The sequence below is a fragment of the Nocardiopsis protaetiae genome, from assembly GCF_045446735.1.
Classification (GTDB): domain Bacteria; phylum Actinomycetota; class Actinomycetes; order Streptosporangiales; family Streptosporangiaceae; genus Nocardiopsis; species Nocardiopsis protaetiae.
In genome coordinates this window covers 17,024-38,880 of sequence record NZ_JBJJBV010000053.1, presented here as the reverse complement: position 1 = coordinate 38,880, position 21,857 = coordinate 17,024, and the positions used below count along the sequence as shown (strand labels likewise).

Sequence of the window (21,857 nt, the reverse complement as noted above, 5' to 3'; positions counted from 1 at the left end):
GGGCCCGGGTGTCAGCCCGAGCGCCCTTGCGCGTCCGGAACATCGGCGGCCCTGGCGGCGAGCCACCCCACGAGGTCGTCGGTGAGGAACTCCCCCTCCTCCGCGACCCCGGGGCACAGCGCCCCCAGGTCCAGGAGCAGCACCTGCGCCGACTCCCGTCCCGCGGCCGGGTCGAAGTCCGGGCCGGGCGCGCGCATGAGGAGCCCGCGGCCGCCGCCGTCGTCACCGACGAGCACCCAGCCGGGCGCGTATGCGGCGACCTCGAAGGTCGTGTTGCGCTCGGCCAGGGAGTGCGGACCGTAGACCGCCGTGCCGTCCGGCAGGTACAGGCCGGGCGTGGTGCGCCACACCTCCGCCACCGACGGGTTCGGGGCCGCGGAGAGCCCGCCGCGATGGGCGGCGAGTTCGGCGCGGGCCCGCCCGTCCGCCGGGAGGGCGGGCCCCTCGGCGGCCTCGCGCAGCCAGGAGTCCCGCAGCGGCCCCGCCGGGTTGAGCCGCCGGACCGCGCCCGCGTCCTCCGGGTCCGGCGGCAGCGTCCCGGCCAGCAGCAGGACGCCGCGCCGGTCGGCGCCCGCACCGAAGAACCCCTCGGTGTCGAGCAGCCGCAGCGCCTCCTCCATGGACGCGAGCCGGGTCGCGAACTCGATGTCACGGGCCCGTTCGTCGGTGAGGGCGAAGAGGTCGCCGCGGGTCTCGAAGGCGCGCACGACCTCTCCGAAGTGCTCCTCGTGGCCCCACACCGCATAGGGGCCGTCGGGCAGGCTCCAGCGGTCGGCGCCGGTGCGCGCCATGCCCTCGGCCGAGCCGGCCGACAGGTACGGGGGCAGGGCCTCGCCGGTCGTCAGCAGAGCGAAGGCGTGGAAGTGCTCGGGGTGCCGCGCGCGCAGGTCCGCGATGGCGGCGCGGGCCGCCGCGGCGGTCACCCGGGCGAGCGCCGGATCGGGGACCGGGCGCACCGGGGCGGCCGGCTCCGCGGCCGCGGTCAGGACGGCGAGCAGGGTCGCCGCGTCGGTGCGGCTCTCCGGCCCCGGGGCGGCCCCGCCGACACATTCGTGCACCTCGTGCCGGTGGGGCGCGACCAGGTCGAGCACGGTGCGCAGGCGCCGGGCCGACCCGGCGTGGTCGTTGCCGAACAGTTCGACCCGCAGCAGCGGTTCGCCCGACCGGGCGCGCCGCGCCACCTCGGACACGCCCAGGCCCAGGACGCGGTGCAGGGCCATGAGCACGGCGGCGGGCGGGCGCTCGCGCAGCAGGACGCAGGCCTCGACGGCGTTCGGATCGGTCATCGCAGCCCTCTCCCCTCCGGCCCGGTTTCCACGCAGTGGTCAGGCTAGCGGGGGTCGGTGACCGAACCCGGGGAAATGTCCGCCGCGTTCGGCGTCATGGTCCGCCCGCGCCGCCGTTGGAGCAGGTGAAGGCCCACCCGAGGACATCAGGAGGACACCGGCCGTGAACACGCGCAACGGTGAGGGAACCACGACGACGCCCCGCCCGCAGGCCCCGCTCCCGGGCCCGGAGACGGACGAGAACCGCTACCTGCGGGGGCTGCCCGCCCCGTCCGTCCTGGACCGCGGGCGGCGCAGACTCGCCCTCGCGAGCCTGCGCCGCCCGGTTCCGGTACCCGGGAGGGAAGCGGTCTGACGTTCGTCCGCGACTCCTCCCCGGGGAAGAGCCGCCCCGGGGCTCACACCGGCAGGACCGAGCGGACCTCCTCCAGCGCCAGCTCCAGGACGGCGGTGGAAGGGGGCGAGGCGAGGGAGAGCCGCAGCGCCGGCGCGGGGTGGCGGACGACGGCGAAGGCCTCCTCGGTGGAGACCAGGACACCGCGCTCGGCGAGGTCGCGCGCCACGGTCGCCGGCCGCGGTTCGCGCGGCAGCCGCAGCCAGCCGAACTGGGACGCGGGGTGGGCCCGGTAGTCGAGGCCGTGGAGCAGCCGGGCGGCGAGGCGCTGGCGGCGACGTGCCTCCGCTCTGCGCTGCCGCTCCAGCTCCGCCACGGTCCCGTCGCGCAGCCATCCGGTGACCAGCGCGCCGATGATCGGCGGGCCGCCCCAGGTGGACGTCCGCAGCGCGCGGGTCAGGCGCGCCCGGAGCGCGGGCGGGGCGATCAGGGCGCCGAACCGCAGTCCGGTGGCCAGGCTCTTCGACAGGCTCGTGACGTGGACGGTGCGTTCGGGGGCCAGGGCCTGGAGCGGCGGCGGCGCGTCAGGGACGAGGAAGGCGTGTGTCCCGTCCTCGACCAGCAGGAGGCCGTGCCGCCGGGCGACGGCGACCAGCGCGGAGCGCCGTTCGCCGTCCATGACGGTGCCGAGGGGGTTGTGCACGGTCGGCATGGTGTAGACGGCCGCCACCCCGCGTCGGCGGCACAGCCCGTCGAGCGCCTCGGGGTCCATGCCGGCGGGGGTGTGGCGCACGGGCGCCAGTTCGACGCCGTGCAGGTCCGCGGTGAGTTTCATCCCCGGGTAGGTCAGCCCGTCCACGGCGATGACCTCCCCGGGACGGGTGAGGGCCCGGACGGCCGTGTCGAGGCCGTGCTGCGCTCCGCAGGTGAGCAGGACGTCGTCGGGCGGCGCGTCGACGCCGACCCCCAGCAGGTGGGTGGCCAGCGCGCTCCGGTCGGCGGCGCGCCCCTCCGGCGGAGGCTGGGTGAGCAGGGCGTCGATGTCCCCCGTCGCGGCCAGGCGGCGCAACCCCTCGCGCAGGACGCCGCCCTGGCCCGGTGTGGTCGGCTGGCCGAAGGACAGGTCGGCGACCCGCCGCGCCCGGGCGATGCGCCGGGGCTCGGCCCCCGCGTAGCCGGTCGTGTCGCGGACGTAGGTGCCCCGTCCGGGCTCGCCGACCACGAGTCCGGCCTCGGCCAGTTCCGCGTAGACCCGGGTCGCGGTCGCCAGGGCGATGCCGTGCTCGCGGGCGAGCGCCCGGTGGGCGGGCAGACGCGATCCGGCGGGGAGGTCCCCGCTCCGGATCGCCGACGCGAAGCGGTCGACGATGGCCTTGTAACGCGGTCGTACCACTGGTCCGTCCCCGGGGCTGTATCTAGGACATTCGGCAGATCGTACCGGGTGGGCGGGTCTAGCGTGTCGGCATGGAACGGAACACGGACCGGGCGCCCGCGGCGCGCGCCGACGGCCTGCCGGTGCTGGAGTACCTGGAACGACTGGTGGCGGGGGTGCCGGGGCCGGAACGGGCCCTGCCCGTGCGCTATCCGACCGCGATCTCCCGGCTGCTGGGGTTCGAGATCGTCGAGGTGGGGGCGGGGACCGCCGCGCTGCGGGTCGTGGCGGACCCCGATCTGCACGGCAACCAGCAGGGCACGGTCCACGGTGGTTTCCTGGTGGAGTTGGCGGACGCGGCGATCGGCACGGCCCGCTCCACGCTGCTCGGCCCGGGGGAGTCGTTCACCAGCGTCGACCTCAGGGCGACGTTCCTGCGCCCCGTCTGGTCCGGGGAACTGGTCGCCCGGGCCCGTCCCGAGCACACGGGGCGCACGATCACCCACTACGCCTGCGACATCCTTCGGGCGGACGGCAGACCCGTCGCGACGGTCACCAGCGCCGTGATGACGCTGCGGGGCGACCGGGCCGCCGGACGCTGACCCGCCTCCCGCGGGGGGGGGCGAGCCGGGCCCGCGGCCACCGCGGCGGCGGTGTCAGGACCGGCGGGGGGAGGCCGTCCCCAGGGCCAGTGGAACCTCGTAGGCCCCCCGGGGCGGGTGCGGGCGGGGCCGCCATTCACGCGGGTACCCCAGGGAGACCTCGACGTGCGGGACCCCGTCGCACATGATCGTCCGGGGGATGTGCAGGTGCCCGTAGACGACCGCCGCGGCCCGGTAGCGCACGTGCCAGTCCGCGGTGGCCTCGGTCCCGCACCACAGGGCGAACTCCGGGTGGTGCAGCACCCGCGTGGGTTCGCGCACGAGGGGGAAGTGGTTGACCAGCACGGTGGGCCGCTCCGGGTCCAGGCGCTCCAGCCGGGCGCGTGTGTACTCCAGGCGGTCCCGGCACCAGGCGGCCCGGTCGGGGAACGGGTCGGGGTGCAGGAGGTGCTCGTCGGTGCACACCACCCCGGCCTCGTACGCCGCCTCCAGGGCCTCGGCCTCGGTCCGGGTGCCCCGGGGGCGGAACGTGTAGTCGTACAGGACGAACAGCGGGGCGACGGTCACCGGGCCCCGCGGCCCCTGCCAGACCGGGTAGGGGTCCTGGGGGGTGACCACGTCCAGGGCCCGCGCCCCCTCGACCAGGTACCGGTAGCGCTCCTCGCCCCTGGCCTGGACGGGGTCGTCGCCCGTGGTCCACAGCTCGTGGTTGCCGGGGGTCCACACCACGGTGGCGAAGCGCCCGCGCAGCAGTTCCAGGACCTGGAGGACGTCGTCGGCGTGTTCGCCCACGTCGCCGGCGACCAGCAGCCAGTCCTCGTCGGTGCCGGGGCGGAGTTTCTCCAGGAAGGCGCGGTTCTCCTTGTACCTCACGTGCAGGTCGCTGATCGCGAGCAGGCCCATGGTGTGATTCCCCGATCGCCGCGGTGTACGGATTCCCCTGAGCTTATCGTCGACCACCCGTTACTCCGCGTGGCGATCCAGGCGCAATGAACGTCAATCATTCCACGCTATTCCTGCCCTTTAGAGAATGTCCAATATTTTTTTCCTATGGTCTCTCATAAGGGAATGGATATGGGTTGGAAGTGCTCATGGGGTGACCCGTATCACGATTGACGTTCGGTGAATGCACGTGCGAATCTCTGTGCGGAAACCCCTGCTCTCCGATGGGTTCGGTGGGTTTTTGGAATGCGGTTCCCCGTTCGTGAGTTTATTCGTTTCCGGCGTGTTGTGAATCATTGGGGACTTCGCCGCCCGGCTCGTTCCCGGAGGTGGAATTCCCTGCGGTGCCGCGGGGCCCGTGCCCGGCGGGAGCGGTTAGGGAGGCAGAGAGTGTCCATTTCGCACAGTGACGACCCGATCGCCGTGATCGGCCTGTCCTGCCGTTTCCCCCAGGCCCCCGACCCCGACCGCCTGTGGGAACTGCTCGTCGAGGGGCGCGACGCCGTCGGCGACACGCCGACCGACCGGCTGCGCGACGACCCGCGGCTCGAAGGGCTGCGCGGCGGTTTCCTGGACCGGGTCGACCGCTTCGACGCCGACTTCTTCGGGGTGTCCCCGCGCGAGGCCGCCGCCCTGGACCCCCAGCAGCGGCTCCTGCTCGAACTGGCCTGGGAGGCCGCCGAGGAGGCCCGCCTGCTCCCCGCCGCCCTCTCCGGAACCCGGACCGGGGTGTTCGTCGGCGTCATCGCCTCCGACTACGCCGCCCTCACCGCCGAACTCGGCGACGCGGGCCTCACCCGGCACACCCTCACCGGCCTCAACCGGGGCATGGTCGCCAACCGCGTCTCCCACGTCCTGGGCCTGCGCGGCCCCAGCCTCACCGTCGACAGCGGGCAGTCCTCGTCCCTGGTCGCCGTCCACCTGGCCTGCGAGAGCCTGGCCCGGGGCGAGTCCGACACCGCGCTGGCCGGCGGCGTCAACCTCAACCTCACCCGGGCGGGGGCCGACGCGGCCGCCCGCTTCGGCGGGCTCTCGCCGCAGGGGCGGTCGTTCACCTTCGACGCCCGCGCCGACGGCTACGGCCGCGGCGAGGGCGGCGGCCTCGTCCTGCTCAAACCCCTGTCCCGGGCCCTGGCCGACGGGGACACCGTGCACGCCCTCATCCGGGGCGGGGCCGTCAACAACGACGGGGCCTCCGACGCCCTCACCGTGCCCGACGCCCGCGCCCAGGAACGGGTGATCCGTGCCGCCCTGGACCGGGCCGGGGTCGCCGCCGCCGACCTCGGGTACGTGGAGCTGCACGGCACCGGGACCCGGGTCGGCGACCCCGTGGAGGCCGCCGCGCTGGGCGCGGCCCTGGGGGCCGCCCGGGCCGCCGACGACCCCCTGCCGGTGGGCTCGGTCAAGACCAACATCGGCCACCTGGAGGGCGCCGCGGGGATCGCGGGACTGCTCAAGACCGTGCTGGCCCTGCGCGAGCGACGCCTCCCGGCCACCCTCAACCACAGCGTCCCCCACCCCGGCATCGACCTGGAGGGGCTGCGCCTGCGGGTGGTGGACCGCCTCCAGGACTGGCCGCGCCCCGGGGCGACCCTGCTGGCGGGGGTCAGCTCCTTCGGCATGGGCGGGACCAACGCGCACCTGATCCTCCAGGAGCCCCCGCGCGAGCCGGTGCCCGAACCCCGCGGGCGCACCGCGGCGGACACGGTTCTGCCGTGGGTGCTCTCCGGGCGCACCCCCGCGGCACTGCGCGGGCAGGCGGCCCGGCTGGCCGACCACATCGAGCGCACCCCGGGCGCCGACCCGGCCGACCTCGCCCTGTCCCTGGCCACCACGCGCACGGTGTTCGAACACGGCGCGGTGGTGGCCGCGAGCGGCGACGGCGCGGCGGCGGCCCTGCGGGCCCTGGCCGAGGACGCGCCCGTCGCGGCCGCGGCGCGGGGCACGGCCGAACCCGGCGCGGTCCCCGCGGCGGCGGTGCTGTTCACCGGGCAGGGCGCGCAGCGGGTCGGTGCGGGGCGGGAGCTGTACGCGCGGTTCCCGGTGTTCGCGGCGGCGTTCGACGCCGCGGCGGGGGCGCTGGACCGCCACCTGGCCGGCCACGTGCCGCACCCGGTGCGCGATGTGGCCTTCGGCGCGGAGGGTGTGGACCCGGCGGAGCTGGACCGGACGGTGTACACGCAGGCGGGTCTGTTCGCGCTGGAGACGGCGCTGTTCCGGCTCGTGGAGTCCTGGGGTGTGAGCCCCGCCGTGGTCGCCGGGCACTCGATCGGAGGCATCACGGCGGCCCACGTCGCGGGTGCGCTGTCGCTTGAGGACGCGGCCGCGCTGGTGGCCGCTCGCGGCCGCCTGATGCAGTCGCTCCCCGAGGGCGGCGCGATGGTCGCCGTCGAAGCGACCGAGGAGGAGGTCCTGGCCGCCCTCGCCGAGGCCGCCCTCGCCGAGGCCGGTGTCGCGGAGGCCGCGGTTTCCGGGAAGGAGGCCTTGCTGTCGGACGGGGTGCGGCCCCGGGGAGTCCCTGCCGGTGCCGGGGCGGCCGAGGCCGTCGATGAATCGAGTCCGGCGTCGTCGGTGGAACACGGCGAGACCAGGCCCCGAGGCGTTTCCACCCATGGCGGGGGCGTGGGGATCGCGGCGGTGAACGGGTCGGCCGCGATCGTGATCTCGGGCGATGAGGGTCCGACCCTGGCGGTGGCCGAGGCGTTGAAGGCCCGGGGGCACCGGACCAAGCGGCTCACGGTCAGCCACGCGTTCCACTCCCACCTCATGGAGCCCGTCCTCGACGAGTTCCGCGAGGTCGTCGCGGGGCTGGAGTTCACCGAGCCGACCATCGCCGTCATCTCGGATGCCACCGGCGAACCCGTGTCCCCGGGCGAGCTGGCCGACCCCGACTACTGGGTCCGCCACCTGCGCGGCACCGTCCGCTTCGCCGACGCCGTCCGTTCGACCGAGGCGCGGCTGTTCCTCGAACTCGGTCCCGACGCCGTCCTGGCCCCGCTCGCGCGCGCCACCCTGGCGGACCCCGGCACCACCGCCGTCCCCGCCCTGCGCCGGGACCGGGACGAGGCCGCCACCCTGTTCACCGCCGTCGGCGCCCTGTTCACCCGGGGCGTCCCGGTGGACTGGGCGGCCGCGCTGCCCGCGGGCGCCCGTACCGTCCCCCTGCCCACCTACGCCTTCCAGCGCGAACGCCACTGGATCGCGGCGTCCACCGCCCCAGCCCCTGCCGCTCCGGAGCGGACCCCCGCCGCCCCGGAGCGGCAGGACACCGCCGCCGCTCCCGCCGTCCGTACCACCGACACGCTCACCCGGGTCGTCCGCGCCACCGCCGCCGTGCTCGGCCACGCCGACCCCGCCGCGGTCCACCCGCGGCGCACCTTCCGGGAACTGGGCCTGGACTCCCTCGGCGCGGTCGAACTCGCCGAACTCCTGACCGACCCCGCCGCTGTCCCCGTCCCGTCGACCGCCGTCTTCGACCACCCCACCCCGCACGACCTGGCCCGCCACCTGGACCGGGGCGCCGACGACGCCCCCGCCGGCCCGCCCGCGCCCGCCGCGGACCCCCGCGAGCCCATCGCGATCGTCGCCCTGAGCGGACGCTGGCCCGGCGGCGCCGACAGCCCCGAGGAACTCTGGGAGCTGCTGCGCACCGGCGGCGACGCCATCGGCCCCTTCCCCCAGGACCGGGGCTGGGACCCGCACGCCCTCTACGACCCCGACCCGGCCGGGTCCGGCACCTCCTACACCCGCCACGGGGGCTTCCTGCGCGGCGCCGACCGCTTCGACGCCGACTTCTTCGGCCTGTCCCCGCGCGAGGCCGCCGCCATGGACCCCCAGCAGCGGCTGCTCCTGGAGACCTCCTGGGAACTGCTGGAACGCGCCGGGCTGGACCCCGAACGCCTGCGCGGCGGCCGCACCGGCGTGTTCGTCGGCATCACCCCACAGGACTACGGCACCCGCCTGCACGAGAGCGGACCCGACGCCGAGGGGTACGCGCTCACCGGGCTGACCCCGAGCGTCGCCTCCGGCCGGATCGCGTACACGTTCGGGTTCGAGGGGCCCGCGCTCAGCGTGGACACCGCCTGCTCCTCCTCGCTGGTGGCGCTGCACCTGGCGGTGCGCTCGCTGCGGTCGGGCGAGTCCGACCTGGCCCTGGCGGGCGGGGTGACCGTGATGTCCGGACCGGGCATGTTCACCGAGTTCTCCCGCCAGCGCGGGCTGGCGGCCGACGGGCGGTGCAAGCCGTTCGCGGCGGCCGCCGACGGCACCGCCTGGGCCGAGGGCGTGGGCCTGGTACTGCTGGAGCGGCTGTCCGACGCCCGCCGCAACGGCCACCGCGTGCTGGCCCTGGTGCGGGGCACCGCGGTCAACCAGGACGGTGCCTCCAACGGCCTGACCGCGCCCAACGGCCCCGCCCAGCAGCGGGTGATCCGCGCCGCCCTGGCCGACGCCGGACTGTCCGCCGCCGACGTGGACGCGGTCGAGGCGCACGGGACGGGCACCGCACTGGGCGACCCGATCGAGGCCCAGGCCCTCATCGCGACCTACGGACAGGGGCGCCCCGAGGACCGGCCGCTGTGGCTGGGCTCGCTCAAGTCCAACATCGGGCACGCCCAGGCCGCCGCCGGGATCGCCGGGGTGACCAAGCTCGTCCACGCCCTGCGCGAGGGCGTGCTGCCGGGAACACTCCACGTCGACGCGCCGTCGCCGCACGTGGACTGGTCGGCGGGGGCGGTGTCCCTGCTCACCGGGACCCGCCCCTGGCCGGAGACGGGGCGGCCGCGCCGGGCCGCCCTGTCCTCCTTCGGGATCAGCGGCACCAACGCCCACGCCGTCATCGAGCAGGCCCCCGAGGACGAGGACACCCCGGTGCGCCCGCGGGCGGCGGGCCCGCTGCCGTGGGTGGTCTCCGCCCGGAGCCCGAACGCGCTGCGGGCACAGGCGGAGCGGTTGGCCGCGCACGTGCGCGCGGGCGGCCACGAGGCCGCCGACGTGGCGCTGTCCCTGGCCACCACGCGTGCGGCCCTGGACCACCGGGCCGTGGCGGTGGGCGGGCGCGACGACCTGCTCGCCGCGCTGGACGCCGTCGCCGCGGGGCAGGACCCGGCCGCCGTCGCCCGGGGGACCGCCGCCGCGGACGCACCGGAGGTGGCGGTGGTCTTCACCGGGCAGGGTGCGCAGCGGGTCGGCGCGGGACGGGAGCTGTACGCGCGGTTCCCGGTGTTCGCGGCGGTGTTCGACGCCGCCGTGGAGGTGCTGGACCGCGAGCTCAAGGGGCACGTGCCGCACTCGGTGCGGGACGTCGCCTTCGGCGCGGAGGGTGTGGACCCGGCGGAGCTGGACCGGACGGTGTACACGCAGGCGGGTCTGTTCGCGCTGGAGACGGCGCTGTTCCGGCTCGTGGAGTCCTGGGGTGTGAGCCCCGCCGTGGTCGCCGGGCACTCGATCGGCGGGATCACGGCGGCCCACGTCGCGGGCGCGCTGTCGTTGGAGGACGCGGCCGTGCTGGTGGCCGCCCGGGGCCGCCTGATGCAGTCGCTCCCCGAGGGCGGCGCGATGGTCGCGGTGGAGGCCGCCGAGGAGGAGGTCCTGGCCGCCCTCGCCGGTGCCGGTCTCCCGGCGGTCGCGGCCGCCGACGAGGGAAGTCGGATGCGGTCGGCGGAAACGGGCGAGGCCAAGGGTGTTCCCGCCCATGGCGGGGGCGTGGGGATCGCGGCGGTGAACGGGCCCACGGCCGTGGTCATCTCGGGGGACGAGGCCCCCACCCTGGCGGTGGCGGAGCGGCTGAAGGCCGACGGCCGCCGGACCAAGCGGCTGACCGTCAGCCACGCGTTCCACTCCCACCTCATGGAGCCCGTCCTCGACGAGTTCCGCGAGGTCGTCGCGGGGCTGGAGTTCTCCGAACCCACCATCACCGTCGTCTCCGACTCCACCGGCGGACCCGTGTCCCCGGGCGAGCTGGCCGACCCCGACTACTGGGTCCGCCACCTGCGCGGCACCGTCCGGTTCGCCGACGCCGTCCGCTCCGCCCGCGCCACGGGCGCGCACGCCTTCCTCGAACTGGGCCCCGACGCCGTCCTCACCGCCCTGGTCGCCCAGACCTCCGACCCCGGCACCACCGCCGTCCCCGCCCTGCGCCGGGACCGCGACGACGCCCGCGCCCTGTTCACCGCCGTCGGCACCCTCTTCACCCGGGGCGTCCCGGTGGACTGGGCCGCCGCACTCCCCGAGGGCGCCCGCACCGTCCCCCTGCCCACCTACGCCTTCCAGCGCGAACGCCACTGGCTCACCCCCGCCCCCACCGCCCCCGGCACCGCCGACCCGTTCTGGGAGGGCGTCGCCCAGGGCGACCCCGACGCCCTGGCCGCCACCCTGGGCACCGCCGACCCCGGGGTCCGCGACTCCCTGGCGACCCTGCTCCCCGCCCTGGCCGACTGGCACGGCGGCCGCCGGGACCGGGAGACCCTCGACTCCTGGCACCACCGCACGGTCTGGCGCCCCCTCGACCCCGGCGACCCCGCCGCCCCCGGCCGCTGGCTGCTCCTGCGCCCCGTCGGCTCGGCACCCTGGGCCGACGCCCTCGCCGACGCGCTCACCCGCGCGGGCGCCGCCGTGCGCACCGCCGCGGTCGATCCCGCGTCCGTCGACCGCACGGGGTTCGCGCCCCTGCTGGCCGAGGCCCCCTTCGACGCGGTGCTCTCGCTCCTGGCCCTCGACGACGCACCCCACCCCGACCACCCGGCACTGCCGCGCGGCACCGCCGCCGGGATCGCCCTGGCCCAGGCCCTGGACGACACCGGCTCGGCGGCACCCCTGTGGTCCGCCACCCGGGGCGCCGTCGCCACGGCCCCCGACGACCCGGTGACCGCCCCCGCCCAGGCCTTCGACTGGGGCTTCCACGGCGTCCTGGCCGTGGAGAACCCCGAACGCCGCGCCGGACTCCTTGACCTGCCGCCCGACCCCTCGGTACGGGACGCCGACCTGGCCGTCCGGGCGCTGACCGGCGCCCACGGTGAACGCGAACTGGCCCTGCGCGCGGGCACCCTGACCGTGCGCCGCCTGGCCGCCGCGCCCGCCCGGCGAACCCCCGCGGGCGGCACCCCCGCGGGTGGCACCCCACCGTGGGACCCCGAGGGGACCGTGCTCGTCACCGGCGGCACCGGCGCCCTGGGCGCCCGGGTCGCCCGCCGCCTGGCCGCCGCCGGGGCCCGCCACCTGCTGCTCGTCAGCGCCCGCGGCCCGGCCGCGCCCGGCGCCGCTGCACTGGCCGACGACCTCGCCCGGGCCGGGGCGCGGGTCACCGTCACCGCCGCCGACATCGCCGACCGCGGCACCGTGGACCGGCTCCTCGCCGACATCCCCGACGACCACCCGCTCACCGCCGTCGTGCACACCGCCGCGGTCCTGGACGACGCCGTCATCGGCTCCCTCACCCCCGAACGCTTGGCCCGGGTCCACCGCGTCAAGGCCCTGGGGGCCCGCCACCTGCACGAGGCCACCCTCGACCGCCCCCGGCCGGTCGCAGTCGTCCTGTTCTCCTCGGTGACCGGCACGGTCGGCTCCGCCGGCCAGGCCAACTACGCCCCCGGCAACGCCTACCTCGACGCCCTGGCCCACCACCGCCGCGGCCTGGGCCTGCCCGCACTGTCGATCGCCTGGGGCCACTGGGACGGCGGCGGCATCGCCGGTCCCGACGCCGAGCAGGGGCTGCGCCGCAACGGCCTGCTCCCCATGGACCCCGACCTCGCCCTCACCGCCCTGACCGACGCGTGGGCCGCCGGCGAGACGCACCTGGTCGTGGCCCACGCCGACTGGCCCGCCGCCGCGGCCGCGGCCGACCGCCCCCTGCTCCGGGAGCTGGCCGGACCCGCCGCCCCGGACACCCCCGGACCCGGGCCGGCGGACGCCCCCGCCGACCCGCTGCACGACCGGCTCACCGGGCTCTCGGAGTCCGAGCAGGCCGCGACGCTGCGCCTGCTCGTGCGCACCGAGGCCGCGGCCGTCCTGGGCCACGGCTCGCCCTCGGCCGTCGACGACGAGCGCGGCCTGCGCGACCAGGGCTTCGGATCGCTGTCCTCGGTCGAACTCCGCAACCGCCTGGCCACCGCCACCGGCCTGCCCCTGCCCGCGACCCTGGTGTTCGACCACCCCACCCCGCGGGCGATCGCCGACCACCTGCACCGCCTCCTGGTCCCCGAACCGCCCGACCCCGCCGACACCGTCCTGGAGGGCATCGACCGCCTCGCGGCCCTGCTGTCCCGGACCCGCGAGGAGGTGGACCCCGACGGGCGCGCGGCCGCCGCCGACCGGCTGCGCACCCTGCTGGCGGACTGGGGTCCCGAACGCCCCGAACGCCCCGACCCTCTCGGCGGCTCCGTGGCCGACGGCCTGGACACGGCCGACGACGACGCGCTCATCGACTTCATCGGTAGCGAACTCGGCATCACCTGACCCCCACCGCCCCTGCGACGCACCCCCCACCCCCACCCCCGTCCCCGCACCACCCCCACCGCAACACCCTGGGAAGGCACGACCGTGAGCGACGACGACCGGATCCGACACCTCCTGCGGCGGGTCACCGCCGAACTCCACCGCACCCGCGAGGAACTCCACAGCGTCCGCGAGGACCGCCCGGAGCCCATCGCGATCGTGGGCACCGCCTGCCGGTTCCCCGGCGGCGCGGACACCCCCGAGGCGTTCTGGGAGCTGCTGGCCACCGGGACCGACGCCGTCGGCGCGTTCCCCGACGACCGGGGCTGGGACCTGGACGGGCTCTACGACCCCGACCCCGACCGCACCGGCACCACCTACACCCGCCGCGGCGCCTTCCTGGCGAACGCGGGCGACTTCGACACCGAGTTCTTCGGGATCTCCCGCCGGGAGGCCCCGGCGGTCGACCCGCAGCAGCGGCTGCTGCTGGAGGTCGCCTGGGAGGCCCTGGAACGCGCGGGCATCGACCCGCGGTCCCTGCGCGGCAGCCGCACCGGCGTGTTCGCCGGGACCAACGGGCAGGACTACGTCACCGGCCCCGGACCGGTCCCCGAGAACGTGGAGGGCCACCTGGTCACCGGGACCGCGGCCAGCGTGCTGTCCGGGCGGATCTCCTACACCCTGGGGCTGGAGGGCCCCGCCCTGACCGTGGACACCGCCTGCTCCTCGTCGCTGGTGGTGCTGCACCTGGCGGTGCGCTCGCTGCGGTCGGGGGAGTCCGACCTGGCCCTGGCCGGGGGCGCCACCGTGATGGCCTCGCCCGCGACGTTCGTGGAGTTCTCCCGCCAGCGCGGCCTGTCCGAGGACGGCCGCTGCCGGGCGTTCGCCGCCTCCGCAGACGGCACCGGGTGGGGCGAGGGCGCCGGGCTGGTGCTGCTGGAGCGGCTGTCCGACGCCCGCCGCAACGGCCACCCGGTCCTGGCGGTGGTGCGCGGCAGCGCCGTCAACCAGGACGGGGCGTCCAACGGCCTCACCGCCCCCAACGGCCCCGCCCAGCAGCGGGTCATCCGCGACGCCCTGGCCGACGCCGGACTCACCCCCGGCGAGATCGACGCGGTCGAGGCGCACGGCACCGCCACCACCCTGGGCGACCCCATCGAGGCCCAGGCGCTCATCGCCGCCTACGGGCGGAACCGGGACGGGGACCGGCCGCTGTGGCTGGGATCGGTCAAGTCCAACATCGGGCACACCCAGGCCGCCGCCGGGGTCGCCGGAGTGATCAAACTCGTCGAGTCCCTGCGCCACGGGTCGCTGCCCCGCACCCTGCACGTGGACGAGCCGACCCCGCACGTGGACTGGTCGGCGGGCGGCGTCCGCCTGCTCACCGAGGCCCGGCCCTGGCCGGCCGGGGAGCGGGTGCGCCGCGCCGGGGTGTCGGCGTTCGGGGTGAGCGGCACCAACGCCCACCTGGTCCTGGAGGAGGCGCCCGCCGCCGACCCGAACGTGGAGCCCGCCCCGGCTCCCGCCGACGGCGGGCGCCTGCTGCCGTGGCCGGTCTCCGGGCGCAGCCCGCAGGCGCTGCGGGCCCAGGCGGCCCGGCTGGCCCTGCACGCGGGCCGCGCGGCCGACGCGTCCCCGGCCGACATCGCCCGCTCGCTCACCGGGCGCACCGCATTCGAGAACCGGGCCGTGGTGCTCGGGCGGGACCGTGGGGAACTGCTGGCGGGGCTGCGCGCCCTGGCCCGGGGGCAGGAGACACCGGCGGTGGCCGTCGGCACCACGGACGCCCCCTCGGGGGTGGCGGTGCTGTTCACCGGGCAGGGTGCGCAGCGGGTCGGCGCGGGGCGGGAGCTGTACGAGCGGTTCCCGGTGTTCCGGTCCGCCCTGGACGCGGCCGCCGCCGCCCTCGACCGGAACCTGGAGGGGCACGTGCCGCACCCGGTGCGGGATGTTCTTCTGGGGGCGGAGGGTGTGGACCCGGCGGAGCTGGACCGGACGGTGTACACGCAGGCGGGTCTGTTCGCGCTGGAGACGGCGCTGTTCCGGCTCGTGGAGTCCTGGGGTGTGAGCCCCGCCGTGGTGGCGGGCCACTCGATCGGCGGTATCACCGCCGCGCATGTGGCCGGTGCCCTGTCGCTGGAGGACGCGGCCGTGCTGGTGGCCGCCCGGGGCCGCCTGATGCAGTCGCTCCCCGAGGGCGGCGCGATGGTCGCGGTGGAGGCCGCCGAGGAGGAGGTCCTGGCGACCGTCATCGACGTCGACGGTGTGGGGATCGCGGCGGTCAACGGGCCGACGGCCGTGGTCATCTCGGGGGACGAGGCTCCCACCCTGGCGGTGGCGGAGCGGCTGAAGGCCGACGGCCGCCGGACCAAGCGGCTCACCGTCAGCCACGCGTTCCACTCCCACCTCATGGAGCCCGTCCTCGACGAGTTCCGCGAGGTCGTGGCGGGGCTGGAGTTCGCAGAGCCGACGATCACGGTTATTTCGGACTCCACCGGTGAACCGGTGTCCCCGGGCGAGCTGGCCGACCCCGACTACTGGGTCCGCCACCTGCGCGGCACGGTGCGCTTCGCCGACGCCGTCCGCTCCGCCCGCGCCCACGGCGACCGGACCGGCGACCCGGTCGGCGCCTTCCTCGAACTGGGGCCGCACGCCGTCCTGACCGCCCTGGTCGGGGAGATCCTGCCCGACTACGACATCGCCGCCGTCCCCGCGCTGCGCAAGGGGCACGACGAGGAGACCACCCTGCTCGGCGCCGTCGGCCGCCTCCACACCCGGGGCACCGCCGTCGACTGGGCGGCCGTGCTGCCCGAGGGCGCCCGCACGGTCCCGCTGCCCACCTACGCCTTCCAGCGCGAACGCTTCTGGACCGTGGTCCGGCCCGCCGGCACCGACCCGGCGGGTCTGGGCCTGGCCTCCGCCGGCCACCCGCTGCTGGGCGCCGCCATCGCGCTCGCCGACGGCGGGACGTTCGTGCTCACCGGGCGCCTGTCCACGGCCGCGCAGCCCTGGCTCGCCGACCACGCCGTTCACGGCCGCGTCGTCGTGCCGGGCACCGCCCTGGTCGAACTGGCCCTGCGCGCCGGGGACGAGGCCGGAGCCGACACCGTCGAGGAACTGGTCATCGAGGCCCCGCTCGTGCTCCCCGAGCAGGGCGGTGTCCACGTCCAGGTATCGGTCGCCGCACCGGACGCCGACGGGCGGCGCGCGGTGGAGATCCACTCCCGGGAACAGGACGCCGCCGCCGACGCCCCGTGGACCCGGCACGCGGCGGGCACCCTGGCCGCCCACGGGACCCCGGCCGCCGCCGCGCCCGCCCCGGGCCCGGACCGGCCGCGCGAGGTGGACGGCGAGGAGGTCTACGCCGGATTGCGCGCCCTCGGGCTCGACTACGGCCCGGTGTTCCAGGGGTTGCACGCCGCCGAGGAGCACGACGGCGTGTGGTCGGCCGAGGTCGCCCTGCCCGAGGACACCGCCACGGAGGGGTTCGCGCTGCACCCGGCCCTGCTGGACGCCGCCCTGCACACCGCGGCCCTGTCCGCCGCCGAACGCCGCGCCGAGGGGGAGGTGCTGCTGCCCTTCGCGTGGAACGGGGTGCGGGTCCACGCCCTGGCCGCCACCCGGCTGCGCGTCCGCCTGGAGTGGACGGGCCCCGACACGGTCGCGCTGGAGGCGTGGGACCCGCAGGGCGCACCGGTCGTCTCCGTGCGCTCCCTGCTGCTGCGCCCGGTCACCGCCGACCGGCTCCGCGCGGCCCCGGCGTCCACCGACCCCCTGCTGCGGCTGGAGTGGACGCCGCTGCCGGACACCGCGGGCGGTCCCGCCGCCGACCCCGACCTGTGGGACGTCGCCCGCCCTCTGGAGGAGGACGCCGAGGCCGCGCACACCGCGGCGCGCGAGGTGGCCGAGGCGCTGCGCGCCCACGCGGCCGACGCCGACGCCGGAGCGCTGGCCGTGCTCACCCACGGCGCGGTCGCCGCCGGGCCGGACGAGGCCCCCCACCTGGCGACCGCCCCCGTCTGGGGCCTGGTCCGCTCGGCCCAGGCCGAGCACCCCGGACGGTTCGTCCTGGTGGACACCGACGACACCGCCGCCTCCGAGGCCGCGCTGGCCGGGGCCCTGGCCGCGGCGGTCGCCGCCGACGAACCCCAGATCGCCCTGCGCGAGGGCCGCGCCCTCGTCCCCCGCCTGACCCGCGCACCGTCGAACGGTGGCGTTCGATCGGAGCCGACACCCGGTGCGGACACCGACGCGGCCGCGGCCCCGGTGACGGGTGCGGGCCGCAGCGGTGTGGAGACCGACACGGACCGGATCGACGCGGCCGTTTCCCGAGCGGCACCCGTGGCCGACACGGTCCCGGTCGATTCGGATGGCGGCGCGGCCGCAGCCGGAGTCGCGCACCAGGGCGGTGCGGCGGCCGACACGACCCTGGCCGAGGCCTCCCGGTCGGCCGACACCGACCTGAGCGGCACCGTGCTCATCACCGGCGGTCTGGGCGGGCTGGGCGGAGAGGTGGCCCGTCATCTCGTGCGCGTGCACGGGACACGGGAGCTGGTGCTGACCGGGCGGCGCGGCGCCGATACCCCCGGCGCGGCGGAGCTGGTCGCGGAGCTGGAGGCGGCCGGCGCCCGGGTGAGGGCCGCGGCGGTGGACGTCACCGACCGGCGGGCCCTGGCCCGGCTGCTCGCCGAGCACCCGCTCACCGCGATCGTCCACGCCGCGGGGATCGTGGACGACTCCACCCTGGACGCCCTCACCCCCGAACGCCTGGACGCCGTGTTCGCCCCCAAGGTCGACGGCGCCCTCCACCTGCACGAACTCACCCGGGACCGGCCCATCGCCCTGGTCCTGTTCTCCTCGGTCGCCGGGGTCCTGGGCACCGCAGGGCAGGGCGCCTACGCCGCCGCCAACACCTTCCTGGACGCCCTGGCCGCCCGCCGCCGCGCCGAAGGGCGGCCCGCCCTCTCCCTGGCCTGGGGCCTGTGGGAGCGCGAGAGCGGCGTGACCGCCCACCTCACCGACGCCGACCGGGCCCGGCTGGCCCGCGCCGGGGTCCGCCCCCTGCCCACCGGCGAGGCGCTGGCCCTGCTGGACGCCGCACTGACGGCGGCCTTCGGCCCCGACGACCCGGCGGTGGCGCAGGCGCCCGCCCAGCTGGTCCCGGCGCCGGTGGACGCCGCCGCGTTCCGCGACGGGACGGTCCCCGTCCCCGCCGTGCTGCGCGCCCTGGTCCGCCCCGCCCGCCGCACGGCCGCCGCCGCGGCCTCCGGCGGCCCCGCCACGCTCGCCGACCGGCTGTCCGCCCTGGACCCCCGGGAACGGGACGCGGTCCTGTCCGACCTGGTGCGCGCCGAGACGGCCACTGCCCTGGGCCACCCCGACCCGGCGGCCATCCCCGCCGAACGCCCCCTGGCCGACCTGGGCCTGGACTCCCTGGCCGCCGTGGACCTGCGCAACCGCCTGTCGGCCGCCACCGGGCTGCGCCTGCCCGCCACCCTCACCTTCGACCACCCCGACATCGCCGCCCTCACCGACCACCTCCGCGTCCTGCTCGTCGGGGACACCCGACCCGGGCCCGCCCCCGCCGCCCCGGCGGCGCCCCGGCCCGACGACGACCCCGTGGTGATCGTCGGCGCGGCCTGCCGCCTGCCCGGCGGTGTGGACACCCCCGAGGCCCTGTGGCGGCTGCTCGAAACGGGCACCGACGCCGTCTCGGAGTTCCCCGACGACCGCGGCTGGGACCTGGACGGGCTCTACGACCCCGACCCCGAGCGCCCCGGCACCTCCTACACCCGCCACGGCGGGTTCCTGCACGGCGCCGCCGACTTCGACCCCGCCCTGTTCGGGATCTCCCCGCGCGAGGCACTGGCCACCGACCCCCAGCAGCGGCTGCTGCTGGAGACCGCCTGGGAGTCCCTGGAACGGGCGGGCATCGACCCGCTGTCACTGCGCGGCAGCCGCACCGGGGTGTTCGCCGGGGTCATGTACCACGACTACGCGCCACCGGTCGGCCAGGCCCCCGAGGACCTGGAGGGCTACCTCGCCAACGGCAGCGCGGGCAGCGTCGCCTCCGGGCGGGTGGCCTACACGTTCGGGTTCGAGGGCCCGGCGGTGACCGTGGACACCGCCTGCTCCTCGTCGCTGGTCGCCCTGCACCTGGCCGCCCAGTCCCTGCGCACCGGCGAGTCCGACCTGGCGCTGGCCGGGGGCGTGGCCCTGATGGCCACGCCCACCACCTTCGTGGAGTTCTCCCGACAGCGCGGCCTGTCCACCGACGGCCGCTGCAAGGCGTTCGCCGCCTCCGCCGACGGCACCGGGTGGGGCGAGGGCGCCAGCATGCTCCTGCTGGAACGCCTCTCCGACGCCCGCCGCAACGGCCACCCCGTGCTCGCCGTGGTCCGCGGCAGCGCCGTCAACCAGGACGGGGCGTCCAACGGCCTCACCGCCCCCAACGGCCCCGCCCAGCAGCGGGTCATCCGGGAGGCGCTGCGCGCGGCCGGGCTCGGCCCCGCCGACGTGGACGCGGTGGAGGCGCACGGGACGGGCACGACCCTGGGCGACCCCATCGAGGCCCAGGCCCTGATCGCCACCTATGGGCAGGACCGCCCCGCGGACCGGCCGCTGTGGCTGGGTTCGCTCAAGTCCAACATCGCCCACACCCAGGCGGCGGCGGGCGGCGCGGGCGTCATCAAGGTCGTCCAGGCCCTGCGCAACGAGCTGCTGCCCCGCACCCTGCACGTGGACGCCCCGTCGCCGCACGTGGACTGGGACGAGGGCGCGGTCTCCCTGCTCACCGAGGCCCGCCCCTGGCCGCGCTCGGAACGGGTGCGCCGCGCCGGGGTCTCCTCCTTCGGGGTGAGCGGCACCAACGCCCACGTCGTCATCGAGGAGCCCCCCGCCGACCTCGCCCCCCGGACCGTCGCGCCGGGCCCGGCGGCGGACGGAGCGGGGACCTCCGGCGGCGCGTCGGCGTCGGACGGCCTGCCGCTGCCCTGGGTGTTGTCCGCCCACACCGCCGAGGCGCTGCGCTCCCAGGCCGTGGGCCTGGTCGGCTTCGCCGAGGCCCGCCCGGCCCTGGACCCCGCCGACGCCGCGCTCACCCTGGCCACCGGCCGCGCGACCCTGGCCGAACGGGCCGTCGTCGTCGGCCGCGGCGCCGGACCGGACGCCGGACTGCGGGCCGGGCTGCGCTCCCTGGCCGAGGGGACCCCCGACCCCGACACGGTCGTGCGCGGGACCGCGGACGTCTCCGGCCGCACCGTGTTCGTCTTCCCCGGCCAGGGCGGCCAGTGGGCGGGCATGGCGGCCGGGCTGCTCGACACCTCGCCGGTGTTCGCCGAGCGACTCACCCGCTGCCACGAGGCCCTGGCCCCGCACACCGACTTCTCCCTCCTGGACGTGGTCCGCCAGGCCCCCGGCGCCCCCGGCCTGGAGCGCGCCGACGTCGTCCAGCCCGTCCTGTGGGCGGTCATGGTGTCCCTGGCCGCCCTCTGGGAGGCCCACGGTGTCCGCCCCGACGCGGTGGTCGGCCACTCGCAGGGGGAGATCGCGGCGGCGGTGGTCGCGGGCGGGCTCACCCTGGAGGACGGGGCCCGGGTCGTCGCCCTGCGCAGCCGCGCCATCGCCGAGTCGGTCAAGGGCGGCGCCATGGCCGCCGTCGCCCTCCCCGAGGAGGAGGCCCGCAGGCGGCTCGAACCCTGGGAGGGGCGGCTGTCCGTCGGCGTGGTCAACGCCCCCGGTTCGGTGGTGGTCTCCGGAGAGACCGACGCCGTCGTGGACCTGCTCGCCGAACTCGACGCCGAGGGCGTGCGCAACCGCCGCATCCCGGTCGACTACGCCTCCCACTCGGCCCTGGTCGACCCGGTGCGCGCGGCGCTTGACCGCGACCTGGCCGGCCTGGCGCCCCGCACCGGCACCGTCCCCCTGTTCTCCACCGTCACCGCGGACTGGATCGACACCGCGACCCTGGACGCCGAACACTGGTTCGCCAACCTGCGCGGCACCGTCCGGTTCGCCGAGGCCACCCGCGCGCTGGCCGGACAGGGGTACCGCACGTTCGTCGAGATCAGCCCCCACCCGGTGCTGACCGCCAGCGTGGAGGAGACCCTGGACGCCGCGGCCGGGCCCGCGTTCTCCGTCACCGGGACCCTGCGCCGGGAGGAGGGCGGGTACGACCGCTTCCTGCTCTCCCTCGCCGAGGTGTTCGTGCGCGGCACCGCGGTCGACTGGACGGCGGCCCTGCCCGCCGGGGCGGTCCGGGCCGAGCTGCCCACCTACGCCTTCCAGCGCGAACGCTACTGGCTGGACGCCCCGCGCGCGGCCGCCGCGAGCGGCGGAGGCCGGGCCGGTGCGCCCGCCCTGCCGGAGGAGCCCGCCGAGGCCCTGCCGCCGCTGCGGCGGCGTCTGGCCGGACTGGCCGGGGACGACCGCGCGGCCGAGATCCTGCTGCTGGTGCGGGAGGAGGCCGCGGCCGTCCTGCGCTACCCCGACCCCGGCGAGGTCGGACCCGCCCGGGCCTTCCGCGACCTGGGGCTGGACTCGCTGACCGCCGTGGACCTGCGCAACCGGCTGCGCGCCGCGACCGGGCTGGCCCTCCCGGCCACCCTCATCTTCGACCACCCCACCCCCGAACGCGTCGCCGCGCTCATCTCCGAACTCGCGCCCGAGGACGACGGGGACGGTGCCCCCGCCCCCGCCGTGGGCGTCACCGAGGCGCTGCACCACCTGGAGGAGTCCCTGTCCGCCGACGCCGAGGACGCCCCCGCCCTCGCCGACCGGTTGCGCGCCCTGGCCGCGCGCCTGGACGGCGCCGCGGCCGGCGGCCAGGACATCGACCTGGACTCCGCCACCGACGACGAACTCTTCGACCTTCTCGACAGGAGCTGAGCCGC

At 77.0% G+C, this 21,857-nt stretch carries 7 protein-coding genes; 4 read left to right on the top strand and 3 right to left on the bottom strand.

Annotation, left to right across the window (positions count from 1 at the left end; genetic code table 11):
• Positions 1–11: 11 nt before the first annotated feature.
• Complete coding sequence (locus ACJOT3_RS11235) at positions 12–1,286, bottom strand: DUF4303 domain-containing protein (RefSeq protein ID WP_406971653.1); 1,275 nt, start codon at positions 1,284–1,286, stop codon at positions 12–14.
• Positions 1,287–1,449: 163 nt separating this feature from the next.
• Between ACJOT3_RS11235 and ACJOT3_RS11230 the strand changes: the two genes are divergently transcribed.
• On the top strand, positions 1,450–1,641 hold the full coding sequence (locus tag ACJOT3_RS11230; protein WP_406971651.1) for a hypothetical protein: 192 nt from the start codon (positions 1,450–1,452) through the stop codon (positions 1,639–1,641).
• A gap of 43 nt (positions 1,642–1,684) precedes the next feature.
• Here the strand turns inward: ACJOT3_RS11230 and ACJOT3_RS11225 are convergent, their stop codons facing one another.
• On the bottom strand, positions 1,685–3,013 hold the full coding sequence (locus tag ACJOT3_RS11225; RefSeq protein WP_406971649.1) for an aminotransferase-like domain-containing protein: 1,329 nt from the start codon (positions 3,011–3,013) through the stop codon (positions 1,685–1,687).
• Positions 3,014–3,084: 71 nt separating this feature from the next.
• Between ACJOT3_RS11225 and ACJOT3_RS11220 the strand changes: the two genes are divergently transcribed.
• The gene (locus ACJOT3_RS11220; RefSeq protein ID WP_406971647.1) at positions 3,085–3,594 is read left to right on the top strand and encodes a PaaI family thioesterase; all 510 of its coding nucleotides are present in this window, start codon (positions 3,085–3,087) and stop codon (positions 3,592–3,594) included.
• A gap of 54 nt (positions 3,595–3,648) precedes the next feature.
• Here ACJOT3_RS11220 and ACJOT3_RS11215 read toward each other — a convergent pair whose 3' ends face one another.
• The gene (locus ACJOT3_RS11215) at positions 3,649–4,497 is read right to left on the bottom strand and encodes a metallophosphoesterase family protein (protein WP_406971645.1); all 849 of its coding nucleotides are present in this window, start codon (positions 4,495–4,497) and stop codon (positions 3,649–3,651) included.
• A gap of 429 nt (positions 4,498–4,926) precedes the next feature.
• Between ACJOT3_RS11215 and ACJOT3_RS11210 the strand changes: the two genes are divergently transcribed.
• Both ACJOT3_RS11210 and ACJOT3_RS11205 read left to right on the top strand, forming a co-directional pair.
• Positions 4,927–12,987, top strand: a complete 8,061-nt coding sequence (locus ACJOT3_RS11210; RefSeq protein WP_406971643.1) for a type I polyketide synthase — start codon at positions 4,927–4,929, stop codon at positions 12,985–12,987.
• 84 nt (positions 12,988–13,071) lie between these two features.
• A complete protein-coding gene (locus ACJOT3_RS11205) occupies positions 13,072–21,852 on the top strand; it encodes a type I polyketide synthase (RefSeq protein ID WP_406971641.1) in 8,781 nt (2,926 codons plus the stop codon).
• The last annotated feature ends 5 nt before the right edge of the window (positions 21,853–21,857 follow it).